The 25,411-nt window shown below is 66.6% G+C and carries 22 protein-coding genes; 9 read left to right on the top strand and 13 right to left on the bottom strand.

Annotation, left to right across the window (positions count from 1 at the left end):
• Window positions 1-266 precede the first annotated feature (266 nt).
• The gene (locus F3J14_RS10670) at window positions 267-1,337 is read left to right on the top strand and encodes a hypothetical protein (protein WP_166722938.1); all 1,071 of its coding nucleotides are present in this window, start codon (window positions 267-269) and stop codon (window positions 1,335-1,337) included.
• A 128-nt stretch (window positions 1,338-1,465) separates the two neighbouring features.
• Window positions 1,466-2,371 carry a 2-dehydropantoate 2-reductase gene (locus F3J14_RS10665; protein ID WP_166722937.1) on the top strand — a complete coding sequence of 302 codons (906 nt, stop codon included), beginning with the start codon at window positions 1,466-1,468 and terminating at the stop codon, window positions 2,369-2,371.
• 35 nt (window positions 2,372-2,406) lie between these two features.
• Here F3J14_RS10665 and F3J14_RS10660 read toward each other — a convergent pair whose 3' ends face one another.
• The 3 genes from F3J14_RS10660 to F3J14_RS10650 all read right to left on the bottom strand — a co-directional run bounded on the left by F3J14_RS10660 (window position 2,407) and on the right by F3J14_RS10650 (window position 6,528).
• Window positions 2,407-3,459 carry a hypothetical protein gene (locus tag F3J14_RS10660; RefSeq protein ID WP_166722936.1) on the bottom strand — a complete coding sequence of 351 codons (1,053 nt, stop codon included), beginning with the start codon at window positions 3,457-3,459 and terminating at the stop codon, window positions 2,407-2,409.
• Window positions 3,460-4,144: 685 nt separating this feature from the next.
• Entirely contained in the window at window positions 4,145-5,911 is a 1,767-nt protein-coding gene (locus F3J14_RS10655; protein WP_166722935.1) for a hypothetical protein, read from the bottom strand.
• Window positions 5,912-6,282: 371 nt separating this feature from the next.
• Window positions 6,283-6,528: a hypothetical protein gene (locus tag F3J14_RS10650; protein ID WP_166722934.1), complete on the bottom strand. Its 246-nt coding sequence runs from the start codon at window positions 6,526-6,528 to the stop codon at window positions 6,283-6,285.
• On the opposite strand from F3J14_RS10650, the gene F3J14_RS10645 reads away from it, so the two are divergent.
• Window positions 6,527-7,174 carry a hypothetical protein gene (locus F3J14_RS10645; protein ID WP_105832314.1) on the top strand — a complete coding sequence of 216 codons (648 nt, stop codon included), beginning with the start codon at window positions 6,527-6,529 and terminating at the stop codon, window positions 7,172-7,174. The genes F3J14_RS10650 and F3J14_RS10645 overlap by 2 nt on opposite strands.
• A gap of 121 nt (window positions 7,175-7,295) precedes the next feature.
• Here F3J14_RS10645 and F3J14_RS10640 read toward each other — a convergent pair whose 3' ends face one another.
• Together F3J14_RS10640 and F3J14_RS10635 are read right to left on the bottom strand one after the other, a co-directional pair.
• Window positions 7,296-8,336, bottom strand: a complete 1,041-nt coding sequence (locus F3J14_RS10640) for an aromatic ring-hydroxylating dioxygenase subunit alpha (protein ID WP_166722933.1) — start codon at window positions 8,334-8,336, stop codon at window positions 7,296-7,298.
• A 65-nt stretch (window positions 8,337-8,401) separates the two neighbouring features.
• Window positions 8,402-8,833 carry a lytic transglycosylase domain-containing protein gene (locus F3J14_RS10635; RefSeq protein WP_166722965.1) on the bottom strand — a complete coding sequence of 144 codons (432 nt, stop codon included), beginning with the start codon at window positions 8,831-8,833 and terminating at the stop codon, window positions 8,402-8,404.
• A 1,195-nt stretch (window positions 8,834-10,028) separates the two neighbouring features.
• On the opposite strand from F3J14_RS10635, the gene F3J14_RS10630 reads away from it, so the two are divergent.
• The 4 genes from F3J14_RS10630 (at window position 10,029) to F3J14_RS10615 (ending at window position 15,551) form a co-directional block, all read left to right on the top strand.
• On the top strand, window positions 10,029-10,214 hold the full coding sequence (locus tag F3J14_RS10630) for a hypothetical protein (protein WP_166722932.1): 186 nt from the start codon (window positions 10,029-10,031) through the stop codon (window positions 10,212-10,214).
• A gap of 205 nt (window positions 10,215-10,419) precedes the next feature.
• Complete coding sequence (locus F3J14_RS10625; protein WP_166722931.1) at window positions 10,420-11,859, top strand: helix-turn-helix transcriptional regulator; 1,440 nt, start codon at window positions 10,420-10,422, stop codon at window positions 11,857-11,859.
• A 14-nt stretch (window positions 11,860-11,873) separates the two neighbouring features.
• Window positions 11,874-12,506, top strand: coding sequence for a GNAT family N-acetyltransferase (locus F3J14_RS10620; protein ID WP_166722930.1), 633 nt, complete (start codon window positions 11,874-11,876; stop codon window positions 12,504-12,506).
• Between the two features lie 63 nt (window positions 12,507-12,569).
• Window positions 12,570-15,551: a hypothetical protein gene (locus F3J14_RS10615; protein WP_166722929.1), complete on the top strand. Its 2,982-nt coding sequence runs from the start codon at window positions 12,570-12,572 to the stop codon at window positions 15,549-15,551.
• Window positions 15,552-15,615: 64 nt separating this feature from the next.
• On the opposite strand, the gene sctT is transcribed toward F3J14_RS10615, so the two are convergent.
• Genes sctT through F3J14_RS10575 form a run of 8 tightly spaced genes read right to left on the bottom strand, consistent with a single transcriptional unit; the run spans window position 15,616 to window position 21,795 of the window.
• Window positions 15,616-16,431 (bottom strand): type III secretion system export apparatus subunit SctT, encoded by an 816-nt coding sequence (gene sctT, locus F3J14_RS10610; RefSeq protein ID WP_166722928.1) that lies wholly within the window; start codon window positions 16,429-16,431, stop codon window positions 15,616-15,618.
• Window positions 16,428-16,958 carry a hypothetical protein gene (locus F3J14_RS10605; protein ID WP_166722927.1) on the bottom strand — a complete coding sequence of 177 codons (531 nt, stop codon included), beginning with the start codon at window positions 16,956-16,958 and terminating at the stop codon, window positions 16,428-16,430. The genes sctT and F3J14_RS10605 overlap by 4 nt, the downstream gene beginning before the upstream one ends.
• A gap of 37 nt (window positions 16,959-16,995) precedes the next feature.
• Window positions 16,996-18,363, bottom strand: coding sequence for a type III secretion system ATPase SctN (gene sctN / locus F3J14_RS10600; protein ID WP_166722926.1), 1,368 nt, complete (start codon window positions 18,361-18,363; stop codon window positions 16,996-16,998).
• Window positions 18,360-19,223 (bottom strand): type III secretion system stator protein SctL, encoded by an 864-nt coding sequence (sctL, locus tag F3J14_RS10595; protein WP_166722925.1) that lies wholly within the window; start codon window positions 19,221-19,223, stop codon window positions 18,360-18,362. The genes sctN and sctL overlap by 4 nt, the downstream gene beginning before the upstream one ends.
• Entirely contained in the window at window positions 19,208-19,930 is a 723-nt protein-coding gene (locus tag F3J14_RS10590; protein ID WP_166722924.1) for a type III secretion protein HrpB4, read from the bottom strand. Before F3J14_RS10590 ends, sctL begins: the two co-directional genes overlap by 16 nt.
• 13 nt (window positions 19,931-19,943) lie before the next feature.
• Complete coding sequence (gene sctJ, locus F3J14_RS10585) at window positions 19,944-20,795, bottom strand: type III secretion inner membrane ring lipoprotein SctJ (protein ID WP_166722923.1); 852 nt, start codon at window positions 20,793-20,795, stop codon at window positions 19,944-19,946.
• 1 nt (window position 20,796) lies between these two features.
• Complete coding sequence (locus F3J14_RS10580; protein WP_105832299.1) at window positions 20,797-21,201, bottom strand: hypothetical protein; 405 nt, start codon at window positions 21,199-21,201, stop codon at window positions 20,797-20,799.
• A gap of 21 nt (window positions 21,202-21,222) precedes the next feature.
• Window positions 21,223-21,795 (bottom strand): HrpB1 family type III secretion system apparatus protein, encoded by a 573-nt coding sequence (locus tag F3J14_RS10575; RefSeq protein ID WP_166722922.1) that lies wholly within the window; start codon window positions 21,793-21,795, stop codon window positions 21,223-21,225.
• A 314-nt stretch (window positions 21,796-22,109) separates the two neighbouring features.
• On the opposite strand from F3J14_RS10575, the gene sctU reads away from it, so the two are divergent.
• Window positions 22,110-23,198 carry a type III secretion system export apparatus subunit SctU gene (sctU, locus tag F3J14_RS10570; protein WP_166722921.1) on the top strand — a complete coding sequence of 363 codons (1,089 nt, stop codon included), beginning with the start codon at window positions 22,110-22,112 and terminating at the stop codon, window positions 23,196-23,198.
• A gap of 20 nt (window positions 23,199-23,218) precedes the next feature.
• The gene (gene sctV / locus F3J14_RS10565; RefSeq protein WP_166722920.1) at window positions 23,219-25,270 is read left to right on the top strand and encodes a type III secretion system export apparatus subunit SctV; all 2,052 of its coding nucleotides are present in this window, start codon (window positions 23,219-23,221) and stop codon (window positions 25,268-25,270) included.
• Window positions 25,271-25,411: the final 141 nt, after the last annotated feature.

Raw genomic sequence — 25,411 nt, 5'->3', positions numbered from 1 at the left:
CTCATTTCATTCCGTCTTGCATCGATTCGTCGACGCGGCCGACGTCGCGACCGATCGAGACCGCGCTGTGCCAGCGACGTCGCAGCGTACGCGCGCCGGCATGGAAATTCGCGCTCCGCGTGACGGCTTCGCGCCACGACGGGCCGCGTCCGGGCGAACCGAGTAATAAAGAGGCAATCGCGCCGGAAATGGGCGGATGTGCTCCGCCCTTTGGGCTCGTTACGCCATGTCATCACTTGAAACGCCAACCGGATCTTCTGGGACACATGAAAGTCAATTCGTCGAGTTCCGCTCCGTCAGTCGATGACGCGCAGCCCCGCCAGACAGGCACCGAGATGAACAACCGCCACCAGACGATCGGGAGGAAATCGAACGGTCTTGCGCCCGCGCTAACGGGATTGGCTTCGAGGAGCCGCCGAACCTCATTAACGGAACGGCCATCTGCATCGGCCTTTCATAGCACTGCGTTTCACGCACCGGAACAGAATCCATTCCTGCAACCATCGCATAGCGACCTGTTGAAATCGGCTACTGCCGAAATAGCGCACACCCTGGAAGAACTAGGCACCGGTCTGCTTGTTCATGGCAGCAAGCCGGGATGGTTTATCGAGCAGCACGATGAAAAGTCGGGCTATACCGCCATATCGTCGCTGATCGAAAGTCCCCTACTGAAGCTGCGTGATGGATTCACACTGATTCGTCTCGAATCGTCACCCGGATCATCGCGGGGCTTCGTCCTCGTAAACAAAAAGAACCTGCTCGACCTGGCAAACGAACCCCAAGCATATTCGTATTTTATTGATACTTTGTGCCCCGGCCAGACACCACCGACGCATCAACTGGTAGACGAATACATCATTCCGGCGATAGCGCCCAGTGTCCTCGGTGACAGCGCGAAAGGTGAAGCGTTAATGGGTGTTGTGCTCGGTTTTGGTGTATCGAGCGCCCTCCAATTCAATTCGTTCACGCCGGAGGCGAAATTACAACGCTTGAAATGGCTAACCGGCAAGACCGCAGAATCGCACGCCCACCTCCAGAAAATGTCCGCTCTTCACCGAGTTTCAAACAGGCTGGTAAACAACACGGTGGTGCCACCTCATGTCCCATCGTTTATCCCAGCGGACGACCCCGTCGCGATCGCCCTCGTCGACAAATATCACCAGGAAAGTGCCGCGCTGTACGACCACTGGAAATCGTTGAAGAAGACACCCGCATACAAGGACCTGAAGAAGAACGAAATGATTGCCGCCGATTTTCTGGGACGCCTGTTCAAGGCCGTTCCCGCCAATGGCGAAGCGTCTGGCACGCGACCGAACATGGGCGCCTCGCGGAGGTAACCCGCCGCGATGCCGGGAATAAACGGCGACAGCCGCGTGTTCTATATGGATACAAGGTCCCAATGGGCCTGCCGCACGCGTGCACTGGGTGCCTGCGTAAAACGTTCACCGTTCCTCCCGGAGACATCATGCGGTTTGCGGTCCTCGGCGCCGGCGCGGTCGGCTGCTACTACGGCGGCATGCTGGCGCTGCACGGCCACGAGGTCGGGTTCATTGGTCGCCCGCTGCATGTCGACGCGATCCGCGACCACGGCCTGCGCATTCAGACGCGCACGTTCGACACGCACGTGTCCGCCCATGCGTCGACCGACATCGCCGCGGCCGGATCGGCCGACGTGGTCTTCATCTGCGTGAAAGCGGGCGATACCGCCGAGGCCGCGCGCGGCTTGCGTCATGTGCTGGCGCCGGATGCCATCGTGGTCAGCCTGCAAAATGGCGTCGACAACGCGGCGCTGTTGCGTGCGGAGATCGCGCAGCCGGTCATTTGCGCGGCCGTCTACGTGGCGAGCGAGATGGCCGGCCCCGGGCATCTGCTCCACCATGGCCGCGGCGATCTCGCGATCGAAGCGTCGCCGTGCAGCGGACGGCTCGCACAGGTACTGCGCGCAGCGGACATTCCCACCCGGATAGCCGACGACGTGCGCGCGGTACTCTGGCGCAAGTTCATGCTCAACTGCGCATACAACGCGATTTCCGCGATCGTGCACCTGCCGCTGGGCGAGATGCCGCATCGCGACGCATTGCGCGAAACGATGTGCGCGATCGTCGCCGAATGCATCGCCGTCGCCGCGGCCGAAGGCGTGCATGTCGACGACGAGCCGGCCGATATCGTCGCGCACATCGAAGCGACGATTCCTCCGGGCCAGTATTCGTCGACAGCGCAGGATCTGGCGCGCGGCAAGCCCGGCGAAATCGACCATCTGAACGGCGCGGTCGTTCGGCGCGGTCTGGCTGCCCGCATCGGCACGCCGGTCAATCGGACACTCCATCTGCTCGTGAAGATGCTGGAAGCCAAGGCCGCGGCGCGCGCGTGACGGGCGACGATCGCGTGGGTGGACCGGGCAGGCCGTCAGGTCGCGCCGGACGGTCGATCGGTGACCCCGGCCTCGATATCGTCGGTCGGCCGCTGCCGCCGCGGCGACGCGCTCGCCGCGCCGACGAAAGCCGGCAGCATGAACGCGATGGCCAGCGCGGCCAACACATTCGTCACCAGCGCGGCTTCTTTCGGACCGAGCTTCGCAGCCGGTCCGACCTGGCTGATCGCGCCGATCAGACCGAACAACGCGACGAAAAGCGATTGGCGCCCGAGCATGGCCCCCATCGCCTTGTCCGCGAAATCTTCCCGGCTCGCGCGACCGACCCAGCGACCGTTCGATCGATCGTCGCCGGCATTCGCGACGAACGGCAGGTGCAGGCTGGCCGTCAGCTCGAGGTTCCCGATAGCCCGCATCCCCTCCCGCACGCCGCTCATCAGCGTCGGGGCGACATCGAACTTGTCGAAAAATGCAGTGAGCGCGGGATAGCACAGCGCGTCCATCGTCTCGCCTAATGCGTTGACGCCCGAAAAGACAAGCAGGGAAGGCGTCGCATGCGCGACCGATTCGGATGCCGTCGCCGCGCTTGTGCCGGAGTGCGATGTGCCCACGCCCTGCAATATATTGACCACGAGCTGATTGAAGCCATAGATGACCGCGTCCGTCAGCACGGCCTTTCTGTTCGGCGCGGTTTTTCCGGGGTCCCGATTGTCGCCGAGACGGACGAACACATTCAGCATATCGCGAGTGATCGGATATACCGTCGCCTTCGCCAACAACGCGGCCGCGTCGCCGAATCCGCCCGTGGTGGCGGCAGCGACGCCGGCGCCCGCTAGCCACATCACGTTGCTCGCCTGGCCAAACTTCGTCCAGGTATTCGCCCGCCCGTCCCTCCGTTGCTTCAAAAACACCAGTGCGTTAAGCAACGCCGTGGCGCCGAGAATCGTGCCGGTTACCGCGATCTTGGTGGACTGAGGCGAATGTTCCAGCCATCTCGCCACCTCATGCCCGCAGACTTCACGGATATAGGTCGTCGCCAGGGTAATGGCCCCTTCGCGCGCAATTGCGGTGCCGAAGTTGGCGGCCATGCGCCGAAGCGCCGGATGACGTGGTGCCGACAGCGCATGTTCCGCGAGTGACATCGGCAGCGACCGCGCAGACTCGGACCTCCTCGTCGCCAACTCGGCTGACGCGGACGACCGCCGCGTCGATGACGGCGGCGCGGTGTGCGCTTGGGCCGGCGGTGATTCCGCGATCGCTTCCGAAACGGACTCTGGAGCGTGTTGGGGAGAAACCGCCCCGGTCCGGTCTCCCGCCGATTTTTCCCATTCCGGCACGATGGGGACCGGGATGTCGGAAAGACCGCGCGGGTCCAGCGAGCCGGCCGGCAGCAGTACCGCCGTACCGGACCCACGCTCGCCACATTCCATGCGCTCGTTCCACCGCTCTGCGGGCAAATTGTTCGGCAATCGCCCAAGGCGTTTCGGGTGAAGTTCGCGGGTCCTCGGCGCCAAAGGCGTACTTCGATCACGCTCGCCGCCAGCGCTCGATATCTGCGGATGACTTCGCGACAGTTCAGACAACGCGGACGAGACACGACTGTCACCTCTCACCGAACTTTTGCCGGACCGACTCGGAGAGGTCGCCTCGTCCGGGTGTGCATCGACAGAAGCCGGGAACGACTGCGTCACATCACCAGATCTCATTGCAATGCCCCCAAAATTGCCGCGTTGTCATGCGATTCAACGAACCACTCGATCTGCTCCAGAACCGTCAAACCATGTCGTCACCGGTCGGCGCCGAGCGTCGCGGCTGCTCGCGTGCACCGTTCGTGAGGGTGCGGGTAGCAGCGTCGAATGCCATCGCCGCGCCGTCGCTGATCGGCTGTAGCACATGCGCCTGCGCTGCGCCGGGCAATGCCTGCGCGGCCCGTCCGAGCGTGCGCAAATATTGCGCGCCGCGCCCGGCGCCCGCTTCCAGCAGCCCCATCGCGCCGCCGAGCACCAACGTGACGGCATAACCGATTTGGGCATTGATCTCGCCAGCGGGCCGGGCGATCCGATCGAGTTCGGCGAGCGACGTGCTCTCCGATTGCGAAATCTGGCGCAGCATGCCGCTTTGCTTCGCGTGGTCCGTGGTAATCCACGCGTCCACATGGTTGGTCCCGCTGCCCGCCCACCTTTCGGTCAGCATCGTGGACAACATGCTGATGACCTCGGTCGGCGTCGAGTACATCAGCGTAATGAGCTGTTCGACCGAGCTCGGGATGATGCGCTGGTGTTCGAGCACGGACAGGAGCGCCCCGAGCGTTGCGGCAATTTCGCCGCCGGTGGCCATCGAACGGATCGACGATCCGGTTCCACGGGCCGCGCGCAAGGTATTGAGCGCTTCGTCCTGGACGTGCTTGCGCACATCGTTCGCGACCGGCGGCGGAATCGTCCCGGCCGCGATCATGGCCATCTTGGCCTCGACCAGTTTCTCGTGGTCCTCCTTGATTTCCAGCGGGACCATCGCACCGGACGTCCATGTCGCGAGCAGGTTGGTGCCTTGTTTCACCGCCAGCAGAGCGAGGGCAAGACCATGATTGCCGCTGTCTCTCGCGTCGAGAGCGGCCTGGCGCACGAGATTGTTCGGAATCGAACCGAGGGCCGCGATCGAGCCGGAATAGGCCGCGCCCTTCAGGTCGTCCAGCGCCGTGGCCAAGTCGGGCGGCAGAAAGCGGCCGCCCTTCATCACCTCCATCAGCCGCTTGATGACCATCGAATCGAAAGTTTCGGCGACCAGCGGTGTCAGCGAATCGAGGTAGGGGCCCCCTCGTGCCGCAGGTTCGCGGCCTATGGCCTCCTTGACGCTGCCCCAGATGCCGTACTCGAAGGCCGCGCCGATCGCACCGGTGCCGACCAGGCTGGCGCCCAGGCCATACGTCAATTCCTTGTTGAAGTCCTTGTTGGTCGCAAGCAACAGCAGCGACATCGCGCCAAAATCGTGGCGGAATTTCGTTACCCGTCTGCTCCGCTCCGAATCGTCGGCCGGCGCCGTCAGCACGGATTGCAGACGGGCGGCCAGCGCGCTATCCGACGTCACATGAATGCGCAGGCCGATATTGCGCATGAATTCGCTCGGGTGCTGATTCGTCCCCGGCACGCGGGCATCGGGCGTAAATGCGTGCAGCGGCTTGGCAATGGCATCGCGCAACAGATCGGTGGCCAACAGCAGGTTGCCGCCCGCAAGTTTCATGAACAGGCCCATCTTGTCCATCAGGTTCCCGTCCCATTCGACCTGGATGCGTGCCCCGGGCGGGAGCGTCGACACCTTTAAAGAGGGATCCAGGTGCGCGATGAGCTCAAGCATGGCCTGCACGCCCTGGTCGTCATCGCAGCGCAAGTGCTTGTCCGCACCGACGCTCAGCGTGCCGCCGCACGGCGGCGGCATCTTGAACGTGATCTCGTCGCCGCTCGATTCGGTGCTCGAATGAGAACGAGCGGCAGAGGTCGTGCGAGAGAGGCTGCTCATTTCGATCGGCGGTTCGACGTCGCGCACGCGCGTGGCATCGGGAGTGCCAGGCCGCCCCGTCGCCGTCGAGCGACGCCCGGCAGGCGACGCGTTTCGGCGGCCAGCGGCGTCGGTCGACGAGGCCGGTCGCGGGCTGCGCGACGGCAGCCTCGACAACGGCGATGACGCGATCTCCGGACTCTTGTGCGTGGAGCCCCTTGTATCAGGCTTATGCGACGGTGCGTGCGATACGTCATCGCCGTGTGCAAAATCGTGAGGGGGCGAGGCAGAGCGAATCGACGATGGCATGGCGAATGTACCTTGATGGACGGATCGGAATCGATGGTGCGGATGCTACGTGCACTGCCGTCGGCTTCGTGCCGGACAGACGAAGCGGGATATCGATGCGCGAACGTCCGTCAACGCAAAACCGGCAGCATGCGGCCGGTGCGCAGGCATCCAGCCGATGCCGTCACCACGCCGGTTCGACGACCGATCAGCGCGTAGCGCGCACTGCCGGCATTCGTCGGCATCTCGTTCGCATGGAGCTCACCTGCTTCGCAAGCGTTTATCGAATCACGGCGATCTTGGCTAGATTGTTCGGTGCGTACATCCGCCTGAAACACGGTGGGTTCGCACCTTTCCAACTCCAGTGAGAATGCCATGTCCGTCGAAATGCCCAATGCCACCAATACTCCGAACGTCGATGACTGGAACAGGTCCATCGCGAACGACGCCGACAAGTACGGAGGCGATATTCGGAAGTTCATTGACGACAATGTCAAGAAATACTCGAAGCAATTCACCGATGACATGAACAACGCAATGACGCCGGGTGAAAACAACCCGCAGTACCAGTCGGCGCTGAAGGACTGGAGCAGCAAGAATCCGGACGCCGCCAAAAACTTCGACAAGAGCGCCAACGATCCGAAGCAGAAGAAGCAGGTCATCAATCAACTGCAGATGGCGATCAACAAGGGCGAGATCACGAAAGACCAGGCGTCCAAACTGTTGACGAAGGGACCGGCGGCGCACGAGTACGATTTCTCGTCGAAAGGCCACAACGGTACGTCCGCCGGCGCTTACGCGATCGCGCACGAAACCGGCGGTGCACTGGACGGAGACTCCTCCGATCCGAAGAAGGCGGGCCGCGAATATATTGCGTCGCAAGTCTTCTCGCTCGGCGGCGCGTTCAAAAACCCGCTCAGTGTTGCGCTCGATCCGACCGAGAGCCATTCGGCCCAGAACATCATGAGCCCGTGGATCAGTCCGATGAGCATCGGGGGACAATGGCTGGGCCAGCTCGACTGACGCTGCCTGACGCTCGCGCGCGGTGCGCGCGAGCGCGCCTCCCCGAACGCACGACAGGGGCCGGCATGTTCGACGCCGGCCCCTCGCTACTGCGCTCACGCACCCCGCACGAACCGGATTCTCATGCGCTGGCGCAGCGCGCCTCTTCCGCCACCCGACGCTCGACGATCCGGCGTGCACGAATCGCGCCCGCGTCGCTGGCGAGCAGCACCGGCCGCTGCGCCCAGAAATCCGTTGCGCCCAGCGCCGCTTGTTGCGCCTCGAGCATCGGCAGATCTTCATCGCGGAACGGCACCATCAGCCCGGCGACCGCGTAATCGACCAGCGCGCGCGCCGCGGGGCCGAGCGCCTTCGGCAAACCGAACGCGAAGAAATAATGCGTGCTCGCGGCCGTCTCGGGCGTCAGCAGATGCGCCGAGCGCGATACCCGCCCGTGGGCCGCGCCGCTCGGGCACACCGCGACGTCGATCGCGAGCAGGGACGGCGGATCCCAACGCACTTCCAGATGGCGATCCGCGCGCACGCCGTCGGGCACGCCGAACGCACGCGCCACGAACGCCGGCAACCGTTCCGCCTGCGTTCGCCTCGACGAGCGCACCGTGTCGCCGTCCTGCTCCACGCGGCCGGGATCGCGTGCGATCGCGTCGCTGCCGAGCGTGTCCGGATGCAGATACTGGAAATGGCTGAGGTCGAGCAGGTTGTCCACGCTCAACTGATAATGCGCGCGCGTCAGCAAATAACCGGTGCTCACTTCGTTATCCTCTGGATCGACGAACGAGAAGTCTGGCAAGGACGCGCCCGCGTCGGCCAGCGCGGCGTCGCCCATCCAGATCCACACCGCGCCATGACGCTCGATCACCGGAAAGCTGCGCACGTGCGCGGCAGCCGGAATGCGGCCGTCGCCGTGCGGATTGTGCGTGCAACGGCCCGTGCCGTCGAAGCGCAGGCCATGATAGGGACAGCCCACCGTCCCGTCGCGGACATCGCCCTTGTGCAGCGGCGCGAAGCGGTGCGGACAACGGTCCGACAGCGCGCGCGCACCATGTTGCGCGTCGCGGAACAGCATCACGGGTTCGCCCAGCAGCGTGCGGCCGAGCCCTTTTTCCGTCGACAGCTCGTGGATCCATGCAGCGATATACCAGGCATTTCGAATGAATGTCATGAGTTTGGTCCTCTTGTCGCGAAGCGCGGCGCGTTCCGCCGCAAGCGCCGCGCGCCGTTTCCGGCTCACGGTTCCAACTGCGCCGGTCCGCTGCCCCATCGCGTCAACGTCTGCTGAATCCGGCGCACATAGGCATCGCGCAGCTTCGGCGTTTCGGAGTGGTAGGCGCCCACGGCTTCCCAGGTGTTGCCGTGCTTCAGCATCTGCTTCTTCAGTTGCCAGGCGGCCACGTAGATGTTCACGCACTCGTCGCGCAGCGACTGCGCATCGATGCCGAAACCGGACAGCTCGCGTAGATGAATCGAGTTGATCTGCAGTTCCCCGATATCGATCGAGCCGTTGCCGTTGCGATGCTCGGCCGCCGGGTTGCCGCGCGATTCGACCCAGGCGATCGCGCGCAACACGTATGCACTGACGCCCTGATAGTTCGCCGCCGCGTCGAAGCAATCCGCGAACGCGCACGGGGTCAGCCAACAGGACAGCACGACGGCGGCCATGCCGCGTGCGATGGTGCAGCGGCCGCCGTGTGTCCATGGCCGCGACGGCTGGAAAGATCGACGAGTCATGTTGGATCCGATGGGTCGAATGGTCGGCATGGGTGCACGGCGCGCACGCAGTCCGGTCCCTGTCCGGCCGGCGCGCACGGACAACACACGGACCGTGCGCCGTCGCCGTGCCGGATGAAAAGTAACCACGACCGTGATCGACGTCCATCGCGCCAGCGCCGCCACGTGGCGTGAGATTCGGATTGGCGCGTGTTGCTTCGCGCGCCCGAAGCCGCGGGCGGTGCTCGCCGTGGCTCGCTGGCCTGCCGTTCGGGTCGCGCCACGAGACTTCGTCCCGCTGACGCGACGAGCGGCCATGCGGGGCTATAACCGCGACACCCCTTTCCTGTGGTGGGAGAATCCCGTGGCATCCATCAACACCGTATCGCCGTCGCCCAGTAACGCCGAATCCATCGGGGACCATTCCAGACCGGGTAGTGCCGATCATTCGGACGGCGGATCGCTGTCTCCACGATCGCGATCGCAAAGCGTCTCGTCACCGCTGCTGAGCCTTCAACATACAGGAACGGACAGCCTCCGTTCGCGCGGCAGGATATCGGTCCGCCCGTTTCCGGCAGCCCGGGCAGGATCAACCGTCCCATCGGCGCCGGCGAACGACGCACCTTCGATCTTCGCGCCGCGCCCCGTGAAGGCCAGCGACGCGGTTTCCTTGCAGGTCCTCGGGGGCCAGCGTGCGCTTTCGCCCATGCGTCTGCGGCCGGCGGCGGCACATCCGAGGATGGAAGCGGAATCATCATCGATCGCGCCCGATTCGCCGCGGGCGAACACGCCGGCCTCGCCGCACCCGGCCGGGGAAACCGCGACTCGCTACGCCCCGCCGCCGGAGGCGCCGCCCGGGTGGAAGCCCGAGTCCGATGGTGCTCAGCGCTACACCCCGCCGCCGGGGCCACCGCCAGGGTGGAAGCCCGAGTCCGATGGCGCTCCGCGCTACGATCCGCCGCCCGGTCCACCGCCGGGGTGGAAGCCCGAGTCCGATGGCGCTCCGCGCTACGATCCGCCGCCCGGTCCACCGCCGGGGTGGAAGCCCGAGTCCGATGGCGCTCCGCGCTACGATCCGCCGCCCGGTCCACCGCCCGGGTTTCATGCACATCATCCGGGCGCGCATCCCGAGCCGCTGATGCAGGAAATGCCGCTACATCCCGAGGTAACGTCGCACGGGCAACCGGCCGAACCACATTGGCTGCAGCAGCGGTTACCGCAACTCGCGAACATGGGAGGCCAGATCGCCGACATCGCCCTGTCGACGCTCAACGCATTCCTGCAAATCCTGGTGAAGGCCGCGCACAAGCTCGAGGAGCTTTCAAGGAAGTAAGCATGCGCGAAGCGTCACGGATGCATGACGGGTGGGTCGTGGCGCCACGGCCACCCGCCGCACTCCTTCGCCCCCTAGGAGCGGCCAGCCAACGGTAACAGAACGTCAAAGATCGCAGACCACCCGGACCCCGGGTGCAACGATGTACTCGACAAATGACTGTCACCCGTTCGCACCTCAACCGCTTTTCCGACAGGAGCACGCCATGCTGTCCACCCTCTATTTCGCTATCGCATCGGCCTTGTCGTCGGCAGATACGTCGTCGACGTTCTGTACCAAGATGTTCGCGGGCCAGTTCCTCGACGCGGCGAACCTCGCCGCCCATCGCGCCGACACGGAACGACCGGCGGGCGCGCCGGACGTCGAAGCATTGCAGGCGTACGCGGATGTCCAGCTCGTGCTGGGGCGCCATGAAGACGCGGAAGAAACGTATCGTCGCGTGCAGAAGGCGCTGACTGGCGAGCGCGTCGCGATCCGCGCGGCACTGAGCCGCAATGCGGCCTGGCAGGCACTGTTTCGCAACCGGTTCGGCACCGCGCTGATGTGCTTCAAGCGCATTGCCGACGACGACGAAGCGTCGCCGACGCAACGTCTCGAAAGCCTCGTCGGCGCGACGCTCGTGCTGTTCCATCTCGGCCGCCTCGACGGCGCACGCACGCGCCTCGACATGATGTCGGAGCTGGCCGTCGCCGCGCCGGACAAGCGCTGGCGCCGGCTGGTGGATGCCTTGCGCCGGGATCTGCTCGCGCAATACCACCTGCGCGCCTGCGAGCCGATCGCCGACCACATCTACTGGCACTCGGGGCATCCGGTCGTTCTCGAGCCGGCGGCGAACGAGGTCGGCGGCGGCATGTCGATGTTGTCCGACGAACAGACGCCGATGATCGCCGTGCTCGCGCAGCGCGCCGACTATCTTCAGCAGCTGCAATCGCTCGCGCGCGGCAGCGAGGCGGTGCTGGAGCGCATCGAGGTGTATCTGCGCTGGAGCGTCGGGGCCGGACTGCACGACTACCATCGCGCGCTGCGCCTCGAAGTCGCGCTCGCCGCGCTGGCCGGCAACGCGACCCGGATCGCCGAAACGATGCTGCGCATGTTCAACGACACGTCGATGCCCGGCAACCAGCATGCGCGCTGGTATCTCGAGTACCTCTATTGCCAGTCGAAGGTTCGTCAGCAGCAGGGGCGCCTGCAGGACTATTCGCAGCTGTATGGCCGGTATGCGCTGCTCTCGATCAAGCACGTGCGGGAGGACGGCTCGCTGCTGTCATCCGCGGCCGCCGAGCGCGCCGAGCCCGTCGCGGACGACATCAGCGCACGGTTGCCGGGAAAATATCGCCGCGCGTACCGGTACCTGACCGAATGTCTCGATCGCCCGGATCTGTCCGTGCGCGAAGTCGCCACGCATATCGGCGTCACCGAACGCGCGCTGCAGCTCGCGTTCAAGACCCATCTCGGCATCACGCCGAGCGAGCTGATCCGTCGCCAACGGATGGAACACATTCGCGACGAACTGATGGCGGACGACACGCTGGCTCCCAGCGTGCTGCAAATCGCCAACCGCTGGGGCGTGCAGCATCGTTCGACGCTCCTGAACGGCTATCGGAAGATGTTCAACGAAACGCCTTCCGAAACCTTGGCGCGCTGACGCGGGGAACAGCGATGAATACCTTCTGTCCGCCGACGATCATCGAAACCGACGCGCTGCGCTTGCGGCCGTTTGTCGATGCCGATGCCGACGCACTCTTTCACGCGTTGCTCGGCGACCCCGCCGTCACCGAATGGCTGCCGTTCCCGACGCATCGCAACGTCGCGCAAACGCGCGCATTCATCCGCCATTGCCGCCTCGGCTGGTCCAGCAAGACGCGCTTCACCTGGGCGATGGAGGACTTGCAGACCGGCCGCCTCGTGGCGGCAATCGATCTCGCGCCCGCGCCGCCGCGCGCCGAGATCGGCGTCGTCACGAGCCGCTGCGAAGGCCATCGGCGACGACGCGCGGGGCTGGCCGCGCTGTTGATGCTGATCGACTGGCTGCTCACGCAGCCGCAGCTGTACCGTATCCACGCGTATTGCGCGCCCGAAGGCCCCGCGGCCAGCACGATGTCGCGGCTCGGATTCACCCTCGAGGCGAGGCTGACCAACTGGGAGCCGCGCCCGAATCGCAACCTCGCCGCCGGCGACGCGCTGCTGTTCGCCATCACGCGTGGCGCCAACGATACGTCGTCGCGCATCGCGCGGCGACTGGCGTTGCGGCACGCGCCGTTCCCGGTCGTTCAGGACCGCACCGAACCATGAGCGGCATCGCGTGTCGGTGGAGCGGCGTGCTCACCGGCTCGTTCGTCGCCTATCCCATCGCACATGAGAACACCCCCGCCCACACAAGCCGATACGAACGCGATCGTCGAACCGACCGCGAACGCCGAGCAGCGCGCGTCCCGATCCGTTTCTCGGCCGTCACGCGCCGATTTCCCCCCACACCTCGGAGGTCTTCAGCGACAACGACGCGAGACGTCGTCGCCTGTTTCGCCGGCTGACGACGCGCATGCCGCGCCGGCACCGCGCTCGAGCGCGGCTGCTGCATTCGCGCGGCCCGCAGGAATCAATCGATTCGCCGGTGCGAAACAGAAGCTCGCCGCATTGCCGAGCCGGATCGCCGAGCGGGTCAGCGTGTCGTCGGCGAAGCGCGGCATCGGGGATTGCGTCGACTTCGCGGCGCTGCAACCGAAGATCAGTAGCGGTCGAGGGAACGACGGCGCGACGACGATTACCGTCGGCAAGCGACATTTTTTCGTCCGGACGATGGCGCTTCAGTCCGCCGACGGGAAAGTGGATCGTATTCGGGTGATCGCCGAGCGTGCCGCCGAAACCGGCAAATCGGCCACATTCAGCGGGTTTCATCCCGTCACCGCGAATCTCACGCCCGATACGACGATCGAGCTTTTCAGCACGCCGAACGGCGAATGGGCCGTGTTCGGTCAGCAACCCGCCAAGGCGTCGGCCAACTGGCTCGCCGCGGACGCATTCGATGCGCTGAATCAACCGGCCCGCTCCTCCGGGATCGTACGGATCGGGACGCGCGAGCTCTGCGAGGCCCGGCTGATGACCGTACCCGCCATCGACGGTCCGTGCGCGCCGGTCGTGGTCGAGCGGGTCGTCGGCACGAAGGCGGCCGCGGATCGGTATCGCCTGTTGGGCGCCGATCTGAGCGCGGGCCGGACGATTCAGCTTGCCGGCCATGCCTTCTCCGCCGATCCGTTCGAAACGGCGATCGTCGCGCAACTCGAACACCGCTGGGGCCGCTCGCCCCGCCTCGATTCCATGAAGGCCGCCGCGATCCACGCGTTCCGCGCCGGCATGCCCGCGCACGAAGCGATCGTGCTCGCCGAGCAGCTCGCGTCGGACCCGCGGACCGACCTCGGCGCGGACGGCCCGGCCGGCTACGCCGCGGCCGGCGCAAGCGCCGGATTGACGCGACGGGCCGGGTACGACCACGCCGCGGCGGCGCGCGTCGCGCAGGCAGTCGTGCGCGCCGCCGAATCGATGCATTCCCCCGGTCCAGACCATGCGACGGCCGGACAACTCGGCGCGATCGCGCAGGCTTACGACGACGCAACGCAGGGTCTCGCGAGCATGCGTGAAGCCGTCAAGGCCATGGACAGACGCGCACTGGGGCCGGACCTCACGGCGATCAATACGGCCGCCCGGGAACTGTTCATCGAGAAAACGCCCGGCGTGGACATCGCGAAGGCTGCGGATGCGGCAGCACGACGCGCGATCGACACGCTGCAAGCCGATAAGAGCCGGACGGAAGCATCGCTCCGACAAGCGGAAGCCGCGCTCGCTCACGCGCACGCACAAGTGGCAGCCGTGGTGGCCGAGCAGCCACCGGAGCAGCCCGTGTCCCGCTCGAGCTGGCTGCCGCGTTCGCTGGCAGGCTGGCACGCGCCCACGACCTCGGCGAAGCAGCAGGATGATGAGCGCGTCGCGTACGAGGCGCGTCTCATCCACGAACGTCTCAAACTTCTGGACGTGCAGAAGGCTTACGAAAAGGTACTGGAAAGCCATGTCAACGCCGAGACTCAAGTCGCGCTCGTCGGCGATGAAGCCGAGCAACGGCTGCGTCGCGACGTCATCGTGCAAGCCCTGACCCATGCCCGCAACGCCGCGCCGACCCGGCACGGCGCCGCGATGATCGCGGCGCGCGCGGCATCTGAAACGTTCGGCGCGGATGGCGACCAGGCGATGGCTCGCCGCGCGGCCGCGACCGCGCATCTTGCCGCGCTGGGCGGCGCAACGGATCAGGATTCGCTGGTCGCCGCGCACCTGTTGGCGGCGCGCTGGGGTGCCGGATCCGGCGAACCGGCCGTTGCCCTGGCGCGGCAGCTCGCCTACGCGCAAGTGGCGAGCGCAGGCATCCCCGCCCCCGGCACACGGCCGGCCTGGACGCTGGCGGCAAGTGCCGCGGCCGCCTTTCTCGGCGAGCACGGCAACGACGCCAACACGGCGGCCTTGCTGATGGGCAGCGCCGTCACGCAACCCGGGCCGCTTCCGTCGACCGAGCCGGCCGGCAACGATGCGTTCTATCGCGTGATCGATTTGCCTCCGGCACAACCCCGGCCTGCTGTCGCACTGCCCACCTTCCCGGCACACTACGAGGCGGTCGAGTCGCCGCTCGGTGCGCACCAGGCCGACCCGGTCAACGATTGGAACCACGCAAGGATCAGGCAGGTCAGCGATTCGGGATTCCGTTCGGAATCCGGATTGAACACCATCACCTACATTATCGAGGTAACCGGGGAGCGAGGAAACTACTGGACGAATTTCGAATGGTCGGCCAATGCCAACCAGCTCTACGGCGAGGTCACCATCCAGCCGCACGGCGCGTCCGCCGACGATACCGCGTCGCGCGCCAAGGCCGTCGTCGCGTACAACGGCGTGACCGGCAAATGGCAGTCGTTCGAGCAACGGTCGATCGACCTGACGGCCGCCACGGTCGCGGCACTCGACGAGATCCGCCAACTGGTCGATTCTCGCGACGACGAACTGGCCATGACCCGGCTGCCCTACAGCGGCAAGGACAGCGGTTACATGCAGAACGTGGTGCCGGATTTCGAACGCACGGTGGAAGAACAGGTTCGCCTGTTCGTTCAGGGGCGTCTCAGCAAGCCGAGGTTCATCAAGGAGATGGCGAATCTTCACATCGACCTGGCGAACAAGCTGGAACACGATCGCAGCCGGAAGAAGGCGATCATCCGGCATCAGATCGACTCAGCCGTGCGAATCGCGTCGGTTCTGGTCGGAACGGGCCTGGGCGCCGCGCGGGTCGCGGGCGCGTTCTAGTGAACCATCGCGCCGGGCATCCGATGCCCGGCGGCGCGTTCGGGGCCGGTGCGCCCCGGCACCGTCAATGCCGCGCGTGCGGCGTCGCCAGCTCGCGAATCTGCTCGCCGATATGCACGAGCGCCACCTGATCGCGCACCTCGCCGATGAACGTGCCGATCAGCAGCGCGATCGTGAGCACCGCAATCCCGCCCTTGACCGGCTGCGCGAGCGACACGAGATCGAGCTTCTGCGCGGTCTTGCTGACGAGGTTGATGCCCACGTCGACGAGCAGCAACAGCAGCAACGCGGGCGCGGCGACCTTCGCGACCGTTTCCATCAGCGAATCGGTCTGCTGCATCACGAACATCTGCAGCATCGCGGCGGGCACGGGCGTCATGCTGTCGAGCGGCCACAGCCGATACGACTCGAACAGCGCACCGAGCAGCAGGGTCATCCCGCCGAGCGTCCAGAACGCGACGGACGCGCACTGGCTCATCAGCGTCGCCATCAGCGAGCTTTGCTGCCCCTGGCTTGGGTTCGACATCTGCACGTTGTTGTAGCCGGTCAGGTCGTCGATGTAGGTGCCGACCGATTCCGCGACCCAGAACACGGGCGATGCGACGAACGCCATCACGAGCCCGATCAGCGCCTCCTTCGCGCCGAGCAGCACGAGATGCCAGCCGCTCAATGCGGGCATCAGCGCCTGCTGGCCGAACGCGATGTACGCGCCCCACAGCATCACGATCGCGTTGCGCGTCGTCCCTTGCAGAACCTGGTCGGACGTCGGCGGAAAGACGATCATGATGACCAGCAGGCGCACGCCGCACAGCCCGACCAGCGTGAAGAACTGCAGCAGCACGCCGCCGAATTGCGGAATACCGCTCTCGAATACGTTCATCCCTGTCTCCGCGTCAAAGCATCGGGCCGCGCGCGCCGCCGCGACAGCATGCGTGCCACCACGCCCTCTTCGGTTTCCTCGTCCAGCATGTCGTCCAGGTCCCGCTGGGCTTGCGCGTGCAGCGCGGCAAGACGCTGCTTGCAAAGCGTAATGCGGGCGTCGTTGCGGACGACCGCGGCGCGCGCCTCTGCGACCTCTTCCTCGATGCGTGCAATCTCGTCGTGCAACGCGTTCAACGCCGCCCGCATCGAATCATGCTCGGCGGCGACGCGCGAACGCTGCTCCTGCCAGCCGAGCAACTCGTCGATGCGCACGGGCCCGCCACCGCCGACCAGGCGCGCGATCCGCGCGTCCTGACGCGCCAGTTCGTCGCGCACGCGCGCCAGTGCGTTCTGATGCTCGTCGAGACGCGCCCGCGCGTCATCGAGCAGGTCGATGCGTGAGCGCAGTGTTTCGCGCAAGGTTGCGTCGAGGCGTTCGAGACGCCCCACCACGATCCGAAAGGCCCTGCTGCTTCGATCCTGCATCGTCAGTGCTCCATTCGATGGCCGGCCGTCGGCCGGGTCAGTCCATATACAGTTGCCGGAGCGCATCCAGCGTGTCCGCCTGCCGGCTCGGCTCGTCGGTCCGCTGGCACAGGAACGCGTGGATCGCATCGCGCTTGCGCACGGCCTCGTCGGCGAGCGGATCGCCGCCCTCGCGATACTCGCCGAGCTGCAGCAGCGTTTCGATGTCCCGGTATTTCGCCATCAGCTTGCGCACGTGTCCCGCCGCGTCGCGATGCGCGGGGTCGGTCACCTGCGGCATGACCCGCGACAGGCTGGCGCCGACGTCGATCGCCGGATACTGGTTGCGCGCGGCGATGTCCCGCGACAGCACCATATGTCCGTCCAGAATGCCGCGCACCTCCTCGGCGATCGGATCGCTGGCGGATTCGTCTTCGGCCAGCACCGTGTAGAGCGCCGTGATCGAGCCGCGCTCCGACAGGCCCGCGCGCTCCAGCAGACGCGGCAATTCGGCGAAGATCGACGGCGGGAAGCCGCGACGCGCCGGCGGTTCGCCGGCAGCCAGGCCGATCTCGCGCTGCGCGCGCGCGAACCGCGTCAGCGAGTCCATCATCAGCAGCACGCGCTTGCCCGCGTCGCGGAAATACTCCGCTATCGCGGTCGCCGCGTACGCGGCCTTCACGCGTTCGATCGACGATCGGTCCGACGTCGCGCAGACGACGATCGAACGGGCCATGCCGGCCGTGCCGAGAATCTGCTCGACGAACTCGCGCACCTCGCGCCCGCGCTCGCCGATCAACGCGATCACGTTCACGTCGCAGTCGGTGCCGCGCGCGAACATGCCCATCAGCGTGCTCTTGCCGACGCCGGCCGGCGCGAAGATGCCCATGCGCTGCCCTTCGCCGAGCGTCATCATGCCGTCGACCGCGCGCACGCCGGTGGCGAGCGCGCGCTCGATCAGCGGCCGGCTCATCGCATTGGGCGGAGGCGCGTAGATCGGCCGGAACGCCTTTGCGTCGATGGGGCCGCGGTGATCGAGCGGCGCCCCGAGGCTGTCGATCACGCGACCGAGCAGCGCGTCGCCCACCGGTACCTCGAGCGGGCGGCGCAGCGCGACGACGCGCGTCTCGCGCGACAGGTCCGCAAGCTGCCCGAACGGCGACAGCAGCGCCGTGTCGCGTGAGAAGCCCACCACTTCGGCGAGCTGCATCAACGCGCCGCGCGGGGTCTGCAACTCACACAGCTCGCCGAGCCGCACATCGATGCCGCCGACCCGGATCAGCGTGCCGATCGCCTCGAGCACCTTGCCGCTCGGCCGCGCGGCGCCCTCGCCAAGCTCCTGCGCGAGCGAATCGGCGAACGTGTGCAGCCGCGCGAATTCGTCGGCGTTGTGGCCGGACGCCGTGTACGCGCCGTCCGGCTTCATGCGAACTCCCGTTCGGCGTCCGGCTGCGGTTCGCCCGCGCCGTACGACGGATCGTCGTGCAGCGGGTCGTGGGCCTCGACGTCGGACCGTTCCTGCGGTTGTTCAGGAACCGCGGCGGCCTCATGCACCGGTACGCCGGCGTCCTCCGTGCGCTGCAACGCGCGCGTGACCGCGAGGCGCACCGCGTCGATCTGCGCGCCGAGGCTCGCGTCGATCAGGCCGATGTCGGTTTCGCACACGCAGGCGCCGGGCTCGAGCGCGCGGTCGGCGATCACGGTGATCGGCACGGGCCGGCCGCGTTCGTGCCATCCGGCCGCCGCCCGTTCGAACGCGTCGGCCGCGAGCTCGCGCTGGTCCGGATGGACGCGCACGCGCAGATGGCAGCTCGCGTCGACGATGCGATCGACGGAATCGGCCGCACGCGCGAACAGCGCCTCCGGCCGCTCGCTCGCGACGATATTCTCGACGGCCAGCACGACGATGTCCGCCATGCGCCGGCGCAGCGACATCTCGAGATCGCGGCGCCGCGCGAGCGATTCGGCCGTCTCCCGGTACCACTGCGCGAGCGCGTCCTGACGGCCGGCTTCATAACCGCGCCGCTGGCCGGTATCGAATTCGTCCTGCGCGCGGGCACGGATCGCGTCCGCCTCGGCGCGCGCCGCCGCGACGATCCGCGCGGCTTCGTCACGCGCGGTCGCCAGCACGTCGCGCTGCCGTTCGCGCAGCCTTGCATGGCCGTCGTCGAGATCGACCAGCTGCGCGAACGCCTCGCGCCGCACGATGTCGCCGTCCACGCCGATCGCCTGCGGCGCGGCCTCGGCAGCCCCTTCGTCATGCGCATTTCTCAACCAGATGACCATGTCTGCTCCTGATAGAAGTCCGGAAGACGGGCAACGACCTGCATCGCGTCGTCACGGTGCCCGGCCGCGTCGCATGCGCCCAGCCACACCGGCGGCTGCGCATCCCGGCGCCACACGAAGCGAAGCAACGCCAGCGGCGACGACGCATCGCACCAGCCGGCGTGCGCGAACAGGCAGAATCCTTCCCACGCGAGGGTCGGCATGTCGAGTTCACCGAGCGGCGCCATGCCGTGGTCGCGCATCAGCCGATCGATGCCCGGCGGATTGCCGACTTCGATCAACCATCGCAATGCGGCGAAGCCGCGGCGCCCGAGCCAGCCGGCGATCTGCTCGCGGCTGTCGCGATCGACCCAGTAGCGCAATTCCGCGCGGCGAAAATGCAGCGCTCGCAAGCACAGCGCGCCCAGCGCGTCCTCGATCGGCAACGCCGCGAGCGCGGCGCTCTCGCAGCGAAACGCATCGAGCGGCGGCGGCGGGCAACCGGCCGCCGCGAGCCACGCATGCGCGATCCGCGACGTGTGCGGACTCGCCACGCCGCGCGCGTCGCCGAGCATCGCCAGCGCATCGTGCAACCAGCCCGGGTCCATCCACGCGAACAGCGCACCGCGATTGCGCTCGTAGCCGGTCAGTCGCGCCGCGAGCGTCGTCGCGACGCTGCCGTACCGTTCGATGTCGCGCATGGTCTGGTCTCGCGTGGAAAGTGGCATGGCACGCGCCGCGTCAACGCGACGTCCTGCCCGGCATGGCCTGCTTGAGCAGCCCGCCGATCGCGGTGAGCGGCCCCGCCTTCGCCGGCGCATCGCGGCTCGCGCCGGTCGCGCCATGCTCGGCGTGAGCCGCTGCAACCGGCCCGCGGCGCCGCTTCGTCACGACGAGCACCGCCCCGCCCGTCACGAACAGGCCGGCGGCGAGCGCGATCATCGCCAGGTTGCCCGACGTCTTGTCGACGGCCACCGTCTCCATCGGATCGGCCGGCACCGACGTGACGCTCACCTGCTCGTACGACAGTCCCTCCACGCTGTGCACGACGAGGTTCTTGATCTGCGGCGTGAGCGTCGCGAGGTTGGCGTCGGGCCGATATTTGATGAAGACCGACGCGGACGACGGCTTGACCTTGTTCGACAGCGGATCGTTGTCCGGCAGCACGATATGCACGCGCGCGATCACGACGCCGTCGATCCGCGACAGCGTGTCGGACAGCTCCTGCGACACCCCGTAAATGAATCGCACGCGCTCCTCGATCGGCGTCGACACGAGGCCGTCCTTCTTGAACAGCGCGCCAAGATCGTCGTACCGCCGCGACGGCAGGCCGTGCTCGCGCAGCACGTCCATCGCGTGCACGATGTCGCTCTCGTCCACCTTCGCGCTCCAGGTCTTGCCGCCGTCGGCGCTCACCTTGTGCGCCCCGATGCCGGCCTGCATGAGCGTCGCGACGATCTCGTTGCAATCGCGTTCGGAAAGATTGCCGTACAGCTCCTTCTCGCATCCGGCAAGCGACATCGACAGGACCAGCATCGCGCACAGCGCGGCGCCCCGCATCGACCGGCGTTTCGGTTCGGCACCCAGGTTCATGTCATTGATTCTTCATCAGGGTTTCGATCGCGTCCTTCGAGGACGTGACCACACTCATCTTCATCTGCATGTCGACCTGCAGGCTCGCGGCCTCGATCTGCAGCTGGACCACCGATGCCGTCAGTTCCCCGGGCGACATTGCATCGACGTTGTGGATCATGTACAGCATGTCGTTCGACACGGTCTGGAACGCCGCGTCCTCGCCGCGCACGATCTCCGAGATCATCGTGCCCGCGCTGTCGCCGGTGCCCGACGACGGCCCCATCACGCCGCGCTGCATCATCGCCTCGAAGCTGTCGGCAACATGCGCCGCAACGGGCGCAACGTGGACGTCGGGCTGATGCGGGATCGAAGTCGGCTGGATCCGCATCATGTCGAGCGTCAACGACGATAAAGCCTGATTCATCGCATTCTCCTGTCCAAGCCATCAAAGGCGCAGATACTGGCCATCGAACATCGGCAGTTCGGTCGCAGCCGAACCCGATGCCCCGTTTCCCGCTTCACCCGACACCGAGTCCGCCCGCAGCTGCTTCAGCGACTCGGGTTCGACGAATTCGCCGCTGGCGAGCGCGTACTCGCCCGCCTGCTCGACATCGTTGCGGGCCATCACCGCATGAACGAGCATGCGCGCTTGCGGCGTCACGCCGTCGTCGTCCAGCAGCTGGTTCGCGACGATGCGCCAGTCGCCGTCGCCGCTCGAACTGAGGCAGTAGATCAGCATCGCCTTGCTGCCGGGCAGGCCCACCGACTGGTCGACGAGCGCGCGGAAGATCGCGGTCGCCTCGCGCCAGTTGCCGCGCACGACATGCACGAAGCCGTCGAACAGGTGGAGTTCCGGCAGATTCGGGCGCATCACGTGCAACGCCTCGAGAAGATGCTCGACGTCGTCGACGTCGATGCGCGTGGTCGGGAACTGGTCGACGACCGACATCCTGACGATCTCGACGAGTGCACCGAACAGTTCGTGCGAGCAGGTCGGGTACTGATGTATCTGGTTCATGTTGGCGTTCCGGTGAATGAGCGGTCTAAATCGCGGCCTGGGCCGGTGGAGACAAAAGTAGCAAACGCGGCAGGGTTTGCCCGGTGCCGGAGGCGAAGCGAGCGGAACGCATGCGAAGCGCGGCGGCGGCGGGATCGATCGGCCGCCGCGGCGCGCGGACGCGGATGAAACGCCACCCATGCCGCGCCGCGCCGTGCATTCGGCGCGCCGCTTCGCGGCTGCCGGCGCGGCTTCGCTTTCGCGGTTCGCTCGCCGCCCGGCGACGACTATCGTGCGTGCCATTGCCTGCACGGGCCGCACGAATCGACGCGACGATGAGCAACAAGACGGAAAAGCCGACAGCCAAGCGACTGAAAGACGCACGCGCCAAGGGTTCGGTATCGAAGAGCACCGATCTGGTCGGCGCCGCGTCGCTGCTGGCGATGCTCGTCGCGTTCCACACCGCCGGCTTCTGGCTGTTCGATTCGCTGCGCGAGGCCATTCACGCTGCGCTCGACTTCACCGCGACCGATCGCTCGCCACAAGCGCTCGACTCCGCGCTGTTCCACTTGTTCGGCATCGGCGTGTCGATCTGCGTCCCGCTGGCCGCGCTCGGCATGCTGGCCACCGCGCTGGCGTCCGCGATGCAGGTGGGTCTGAAGGTGTCGCTGGAGCCCGTGATGCCCAAGCTCGATGCGATCAGCCCGGCGGCCGGCATCAAGCGGATCTTCTCGAAGCGTTCGTTGATCGACCTGCTGAAGATGACGCTGAAGGCCCTGGTGCTCGGCGCGGTGCTGTGGAAGACCATCGCCGGCCTCCTGCCGCTCGCCGCCGCGGCCTTTTACGAGCCGCTCTACCGGCTGTCGGCCGTGTTGTGGTCGGCGCTGCTGACGGTGCTGTCGGTCGCGTGCGTGACGTATCTCGTGATCGGCATCGGCGACTGGAAGCTTCAGCACGTGCTGTTCCTGCTCTCGCAGCGCATGACCAAGGACGAGGTCAAGCGCGAGCACAAGAACCAGGACGGCGATCCGAAGATCAAGCAGGAGCGCCGCAAGCTCGCGAAGCGGATGATCAATGGCGATCCGCGACCAGCGGCCGTCGCGGGCGCGAACGTGATGGTGGTCAACCCGACCCACTATGCGGTCGCGCTGCGTTACGCGCCCGCCGAACATCCGTTGCCGGTGATCGTCGCGAGCGGCGTCGATGCCGACGCCGGCGAATTGCGCCGGCTCGCCAGCCTGTACGGCGTGCCGATCGTCGCGAATCCGCCGCTCGCACGCACGCTGCACCGCGTCGGCGTGAATCATGCGATTCCCGAGGAGCTGTTCGAGGTGGTCGCGGCCGTTCTGCGCTGGGTCGGCTCCGTGGGCGCCGCGCACCCGCCGGATGACGGCGCATCGTCCGACACCCGTTCCCGTTCCTGATCCTGCCACGGAGGTCTTCCATGCTGAAATCGCTCAAACTTCCCGCCAGCGGCGAAATCGGCATCGCCGCGCTGATCGTCGCGATCATCTCCCTGATGATCCTGCCGCTGCCGCCCGACATCATCGACGTGCTGCTCTCGATCAACATCTGCCTGAGCGTGACGCTGCTGATGGTGACGATGTACGTGCCGACCATCACGTCGCTGTCGTCGTTTCCGTCGGCCCTGCTGTTCACGACGCTGTTCCGGCTGTCGCTCAACATCGCGTCGACCAAGTCGATCCTGCTGCATGCCGATGCCGGTCACATCATCGACAGCTTCGGCGAGCTGGTCGTGGGCGGCAACCTGATCGTCGGGCTGGTCGTGTTCGTGATCATCACGACGGTTCAGTTCATCGTCATCGCGAAAGGCTCGGAACGCGTGGCCGAAGTCGGCGCGCGCTTCACCCTCGATGCGCTGCCCGGCAAGCAGATGAGCATCGACGCGGACCTGCGGGCGAACCTCCTGACGCCCGAGGAGGCACGCCGCAAACGCGCGCGGCTCGCGGTCGAAAGCCAGCTCTACGGCGGCATGGACGGTGCGATGAAGTTCGTGAAGGGCGACGCGATCGCGGGCCTCATCATCACGCTCGTCAACATGGTCGCCGGCATCGCGGTGGGCGTGGCCTATCACTCGATGAGCGCCGCCGACGCCGCCAACCGCTTTTCGATCCTGTCGGTCGGCGATGCGATGGTGTCGCAGATCGCATCGCTGCTGATCTCGGTCGCGGCCGGCATCATGATCACGCGCGTGTCCGACGAAACCTCGGACGGCGGTGGCCGCTCGCTCGGCGACGAGTTGATTCGCCAGATGGCCGGCAACGCCCACGCGATGTGGTTCGCCAGCGTGCTCCTGCTCGGCTTCGCGATCGTGCCCGGCTTCCCGTGGCCGCTGTTCCTGCTGCTGTCGGCGATCCTGGCGTTCACCGGCTACCGGATTCATCGCAAGGGCGCGCACGACGAGCAGAGAGGCGAGAAGGTCGCCGCGCTGCAACGTGCGGGAGCGAAAGGCGACGCGCCGAGCATCCTGCCGCGCGCGCCCCAGTTCGCGAGCGCGATCGGCGTGCGGCTCGCGCCCGATCTGGTCGCCCGGTTGTCGCCTGCCGCCCTCAACCTCGCGTTCGAGGCGCGGCGCGCGCGCCTGCAGGAGGAAATCGGCCTGCCGTTTCCCGGCATCACGATGTGGACCAGCGATGCGCTTGCCGCGCATACGTATGAAATCCTGTTGCAGGACGTGCCCTACGCGCGCGTGCAGATGCCGGCCGGCAAGGTCATGCTCGCGCAGGCGCCCGCGGATGCCGCGCTCGCGTCGCGCTGCGAAACGGCCGGGCCGGCCGGCGGACACGCGCAAAGCCACTGGCTCGCCGAACGCGACGTGCCGCCGAACACGACCATCTGGCGCACCGAGGAGATCGTGGCCAACGAGACGGTCGATCTGCTGCGCACGCACGCGCATCTCTTCGTCGGCATCCAGGAAACCCAATGGGTGCTCGACCAGCTCGGCGCCGATTACCCGGGCCTCGTCGCCGAAGTCCAGAAGGCGCTGCCGCTGCAACGCATCGCGGACGTGCTGCGTCGCCTGCTCGAGGAGCAGCTGTCGATCCGCAACGCGCGCGGCATCATGGAAAGCCTGGTCGTGTGGGGACCGAAGGAGAAGGACACGCTGATGCTGGTCGAATACGTTCGCGGCGACCTCTCCCGCTACATCGCGTACCGGGCGAGTCGCGGCGCGCCGACGCTCGATGCGGTGCTGTTCGGCAACGACGTCGAGCAGTTCATTCGCCAGTCGATCAAGCAGACGCCGACCGGCAACTTCCTCGCGCTGTCGCCCGACCAGATCCAGCAGCTCTGCACGAGCATCGCCGAATACGCGGGCGAGCTGCCGCGCGACGGCATCGCGCTCGTCACGTCGATGGACATACGCCGCTACGTGCGCCGCATGATCACCACTCGCCTCGCGTGGCTGCCGGTCTACTCGTATCAGGAGCTGACCGAACACGTCGAACTGCGTCCGCTCGGACGGATCACGCTGTGACGGAGGCGCGGTGACCCCTCCGATCGTCAACCCACGCATCATTCCGGCGCCCGACGCCGACGAAACGCCGGCGCGCCGGCCCGCGCCGGGCGGGCAGCGCGCCGGTATCGACTATGCCGCCCTGTGCGCCGCGCGCGGCTA

Source organism: Burkholderia sp. Tr-862 (assembly GCF_011753085.1).
GTDB lineage: Bacteria > Pseudomonadota > Gammaproteobacteria > Burkholderiales > Burkholderiaceae > Burkholderia > Burkholderia ambifaria.
Note: the sequence above shows the minus strand (reverse complement) of the source record. Positions and strands in the feature narration are given on the sequence as shown.